This is a genomic window from Treponema pectinovorum, assembly GCF_900497595.1.
GTDB lineage: Bacteria > Spirochaetota > Spirochaetia > Treponematales > Treponemataceae > Treponema_D > Treponema_D pectinovorum.
This window is the reverse complement of sequence record NZ_UFQO01000010.1, coordinates 1-5476: the sequence shown is the minus strand read 5'-3', so window position 1 is coordinate 5476 and position 5476 is coordinate 1. Positions and strand designations below refer to the sequence as shown.

The 5476-nt window shown below is 47.9% G+C and carries 1 tRNA gene and 3 rRNA genes; all 4 read left to right on the top strand.

The features are described 5' to 3' along the window. The first annotated feature begins 279 nt into the window (after positions 1-279). The 4 genes from FXX65_RS09615 to rrf all read left to right on the top strand — a co-directional run bounded on the left by FXX65_RS09615 (position 280) and on the right by rrf (position 5472). Positions 280-1822: ribosomal RNA gene (locus FXX65_RS09615) — 16S ribosomal RNA — on the top strand. Between the two features lie 146 nt (positions 1823-1968). After that, a tRNA-Ile gene (locus FXX65_RS09610) sits at positions 1969-2042 on the top strand. Between the two features lie 233 nt (positions 2043-2275). Beyond that, a 23S ribosomal RNA gene (locus FXX65_RS09605) occupies positions 2276-5229 on the top strand. 133 nt (positions 5230-5362) lie between these two features. Then, a 5S ribosomal RNA gene (gene rrf / locus FXX65_RS09600) occupies positions 5363-5472 on the top strand. Together the 16S, 23S and 5S rRNA genes with 1 tRNA gene alongside form the textbook arrangement of a ribosomal RNA operon. The last annotated feature ends 4 nt before the right edge of the window (positions 5473-5476 follow it).

The window sequence follows — 5476 nt, the reverse complement described above, 5'->3', positions numbered from 1 at the left end:
AAGGAGGGTGATATAGTCATTCTCACCCGCTACAAACACTAGCGGCCAGTTCTTTGAAAAGAAAATTAGTGAAGGAAAAAAGACAAGACAAAGCACTAAAAGAAAGGCAAAGAAATGAGTTTTTCTTTTAATGTAGCAAGAAAAAGTTTTATCAAGTACAAACGAAATGCCAGCGACTGTTGAAAAATACAGTTGCAACACAAAAGAATCCTATCAAGAGATTGGTTGGGATGGATGATTTATGAGAGAAAATCTTGACCCGCAAGGGTTTGAGAAATAATCATGGAGAGTTTGATCCTGGCTCAGAATAAACGCTGGCGGCGTGTCTTAAGCATGCAAGTCGAACGGCAAGAAAGTGCTTGCACTTTCCTAGAGTGGCGGACTGGTGAGTAACACGTGGGTGACGTACCCTTTGGACGGGGATAGTCGGTAGAAATACCGGGTAATACCGGATAAGGTCATATAAGTTGGAGATATATGAGGAAAGTGGCTATGGCCACGCCGAAGGAACGGCCTGCGGCCTATCAGCTAGTTGGTGAGGAAAAGGCCCACCAAGGCGATGACAGGTATCCGGCCTGAGAGGGTGAACGGACACATTGGGACTGAGATACGGCCCAGACTCCTACGGGAGGCAGCAGCTAAGAATATTCCGCAATGGACGAAAGTCTGACGGAGCAACGCCGCGTGGATGATGAAGGTCGGAAGATTGTAAAATCCTTTTATTATTGAAGAATAAACTGTACAGGGAATGGTATAGAGGTGACAGTAGGTAATGAATAAGCACCGGCTAATTACGTGCCAGCAGCCGCGGTAACACGTAAGGTGCGAGCGTTATTCGGAATTATTGGGCGTAAAGGGCACGCAGGCGGTTATGCAAGCTTGGTGTGAAATACTGGGGCTTAACCCCAGAACTGCATTGAGAACTGCAAGACTAGAGTCAGTGAGGGGAAATCGGAATTCCAGGTGTAGGGGTGAAATCTGTAGATATCTGGAAGAACACCAATGGCGAAGGCAGATTTCCAGCGCATGACTGACGCTCAGGTGCGAAGGTGCGGGGATCAAACAGGATTAGATACCCTGGTAGTCCGCACAGTAAACTATGTACACTAGGTGTCCGGTCATAAGACTGGGTGCCAAAGCAAACGCGATAAGTGTACCGCCTGGGGAGTATGCCCGCAAGGGTGAAACTCAAAGGAATTGACGGGGGCCCGCACAAGCGGTGGAGCATGTGGTTTAATTCGATGGTACGCGAGGAACCTTACCTGGGTTTGACATACACACTGATTATCAAGAGATTGGTAAGCGTAGCAATACGAGTGTGAACAGGTGCTGCATGGCTGTCGTCAGCTCGTGCCGTGAGGTGTTGGGTTAAGTCCCGCAACGAGCGCAACCCCTACTGCCGGTTACTAACAGGTAAAGCTGAGGACTCAGGCGGAACTGCCTGCGACAAGCAGGAGGAAGGCGGGGATGACGTCAAGTCATCATGGCCCTTATGTCCAGGGCTACACACGTGCTACAATGGTTGGAACAGAGTGAAGCGAAGCGGTGACGTGGAGCAAAACGCAAAAAACCAATCGTAGTTCGGATTGGAGTCTGAAACTCGACTCCATGAAGTTGGAATCGCTAGTAATCGCATATCAGCACGGTGCGGTGAATACGTTCCCGGGCCTTGTACACACCGCCCGTCACACCATCCGAGTCGAGGATACCCGAAGCCGGTAGACTAACCGCAAGGAGGTCGCTGTCGAAGGTATGCTTGGTGAGGGGGGTGAAGTCGTAACAAGGTAGCCGTACCGGAAGGTGCGGCTGGATCACCTCCTTTTGTAAGACAAGAGGAAAAGGAAACTAAAAAGAAGTTTTCAAAGGCTATTGTGTACAGCCAAAAGTAGAGTAGATTGATTTTGAAAAGGCTTTTTTAAGTCCTGTCTTTTTTCTTAACTAGTTTTTTTTATATAAACCATAAAAGCCGGAACAGTAGCTCAGTTGGTTAGAGCACCGCTCTGATAAGGCGGGGGTCGATAGTTCAACTCTATCCTGTTCCATCGCCTAGTTAAAGAATGGAAAGTTCTAGGCAAAACAAGTTCTTTGAAAGTAGAAGTGAAGGAAAGAAACAAGAGTTATCTTTATTATAAGAATAAAGGTGACGAGTGAAGGTAAGAAGAAAAAGGTTATAGAAAGAAGCGAGTGAAAAGAGGAGCCGGGCTTGAAGGAAGAGGCTTTTAAAAGTAGCGAAAGGAGCTTTGAGTAGATAAGTAAAAAATGGAAAAGATAATATGGTCAAGCGAAGAAAAGTTCATGGCGGATGCCTATGGAGCTGAGAGGCGAAGAAGGTCGTGATAAGCTGCGAAAAGCTAGGGCGAGAAGCACATATTCATTGACCCCTAGATAACCGAATGGAGTAATCCGGCGGTAGAGATACCGTCACCTGAAATATCTGAATAAAATAGGATACAGGAGCTAAACTGTGTGAAGTGAACCATCTAAGTAACACGGGAAAAGAAATCAAAAGAGATTCCCCCAGTAGCGGCGAGCGAAGAGGGAAGAGCCCAAACCACGGAAAGTGGGGTTGAAGGGCTGCATGGGGATGACCCGGAAAGTTAGGAAAAAACTTGAAGATAGCAGAAGCTTCTGGGAAGGAGCGTCAAAGAGCGTGAAAGCCGCGTATGCGAAATTGGAGAGACTTTCTGATGCAGAACCTGAGTACGGCGGGGCACGAGAAACCCTGTTGGAAGCTGGGTCGACCACGATCCAAGGCTAAATACTAAACAGCTACCGATAGTGAACGAGTACCGTGAGGGAAAGGTGAAAAGAACCCCGGTGAGGGGAGTGAAATAGAACCTGAAACCATGAACTAACAAGATGTCACAGCCTGAGAGGGTAGTGGCGTGCCTTTTGTAGAATGAACCTGCGAGTTACGGTATGCAGCGAGGTTAAGGAATAGGAGTTCTGGAGCCGAAGCGAAAGCGAGTCTGAAAAGGGCGAAATAAAGTTGCATGTCGTAGACCCGAAGCCAAGGTGATCTTATCATGAGCAGGTTGAAGGCAGGGTGAAACCTGCTGGAGGACCGAACAGTAATCTGTTAAAAAAGGTAGTGATGACTTGTGATAAGGAGCGAAAGACTAAACAAACCTGGAAATAGCTGGCTCTCCCCGAAATGCCTTTAGGGACAGCCTCATATAAAGCTTACGGAGGTAAAGCACTGGACGGGGATGGGGGAGTCAAATCCTACCTGACCCAATCAAACTCTGAATGCCGTAAGGTAGCGTATGGGAGTGAGACTGTGGGCGCTAAGGTTCATAGTCAAGAGGGAAACAGCCCAAACCAACAGCTAAGGTCCCGAAATTATGCTAAGTGTTAAATGAAGTGTGGATGCACAGACAGCCAGGAGGTTGGCTTAGAAGCAGCCATTCCTTAAAAGAGTGCGTAACAGCTCACTGGTCGAGCATTTATGCGCAGACAATGTAACGGGGCTAAGCATAATACCGAAGCTTTGGACTCATAACGAAAGTTATGATTGGTAGGGGAGCATTCCATTAACTGAAGAAGAAGTACCTGTGAGGGGCTTTGGAGGAGATGGAAGAGAGAATGCAGGTATAAGTAACGAAAAGACGGGTGAGATTCCCGTCCGCCGAAAACATAAGGATTCCGGGGTAAAGGAAATCTGCCCCGGGTAAGTCGGCCCCTAAGGTCAGGCGGAAACGCGTAGCCGATGGGAAATCGGTTTATAATCCGATACCTTTTTCAGTTTCGAGGGCAAGACGCATGAGGTGAAATCCGGCAGGGCGACGGTAGTCCCTGTCAAAGCATCAATCTGGTGAAGGCTGTAGGCAAATCCGCAGCCAGAGGAGAGGTGTAATAGCGAGAGGAAAGAAAGTTGAATCGAAGCGGACGTAATCAAGGTGCTAAAAAATACTGTCTAAGGCTAGGCTGAAAAAGACCGTACCGTAAACGGACACACGTATGTGGGATGAGTAATCTAAGGCGCACGAGCGACCTCGCGTTAAGGAACTCGGCAAAATGCACACGTAACTTCGGAAGAAGTGTGGCTCTGATTGTATAAGATTAAGAGCGGCAGAAAGCAGGCTCAGGCGACTGTTTATCAAAAACACAGCCATCTGCGAACCAGCAATGGGACGTATAGGTGGTGACTCCTGCCCGGTGCTGGAAGGTTAAGAGGAGCGGTTAGGCGCAAGCCGAAGCTGTGAATCGAAGCCCCAGTAAACGGCGGCCGTAACTATAACGGTCCTAAGGTAGCGAAATTCCTTGGCGGGTAAGTTCCGCCCCGCACGAATGGAGTAACGATTCTGAGCACTGTCTCAACGCGAGACTCGGTGAAATTTATATGTCGGTAAAGAAGCCGACTACCCATAATTAGACGGAAAGACCCCGTGAACCTTCACCGTAACTTAACATTGGGATCTTATTTATCATGTGTAGGATAGTTGGGAAGCTAAGAAGCGTGGTCGTCAGGTTGCGTGGAGCTAAAAAGTGAAATACCAATCTTGATGAATGAGATTTCTAACCTGATCCTTGAAGCAGGGTCGGGGACAATGTTAGGCGAGCGGTTTGACTGGGGCGGTCGCCTCCTAAATTGTAACGGAGGTGCGCGAAGGTCTCCTCACCCTGGTTGGGAATCAGGGCGCGAGTGTAAAGGCACAAGGAGGCTTGACTGCGAGAAAGACATTTCGAGCAGGTACGAAAGTAGGTCTTAATGATCTGATGGTGCTGAGTGGAAAGGCCATCACTTAACGGACAAAAGGTACTCCGGGGATAACAGGCTGATTTTCCCCAAGAGTTCACATCGACGGGAAAGTTTGGCACCTCGATGTCGGCTCATCGCATCCTGGGGCTGGAGCAGGTCCCAAGGGTTTGGCTGTTCGCCAATTAAAGCGGTACGTGAGCTGGGTTCAGAACGTCGCGAGACAGTTCGGTCCCTATCTGTTATGGGCGTTGGATGTTTGAGAGGATCTGCTTTTAGTACGAGAGGACCGAAGTGGACTAACCTCTGGTTTATCTGTTGTCCTGCCAAGGGCAAGTGCAGAGTATCTAAGTTGGGAAGGGATAACCGCTGAAAGCATCTAAGCGGGAAGCCCACCTCAAGATTAGACATCCCTGAGACTTTTAAGTCTCCTGAAGACTCCTGGGACACTACTAGGTTGATAGGATGCAGGTGTAAGTACCGCGAGGTATTCAGCCGAGCATTACTAATAAGTCGTGAGGCTTGACCATATTATCGTTTCCATATATTTTTCTTAAAACTTTACTGTGTTTTCTTTCTTTCTCTTTTATATAAACACAAAACTTTACAGACCTGAAAATCTTTCTTTCTTGTGTGTTTAGTTTTTCTTACACTGTTTAATTTGCTGGTGGCCATAGTGGAGAGGTAATACCCGTTCCCATTCCGAACACGGAAGTCAAGCTCTCTTACGCCGATGATACTGCTCTTCGCGGGAAAGTAGGTAGCTGCCAGCTTTTT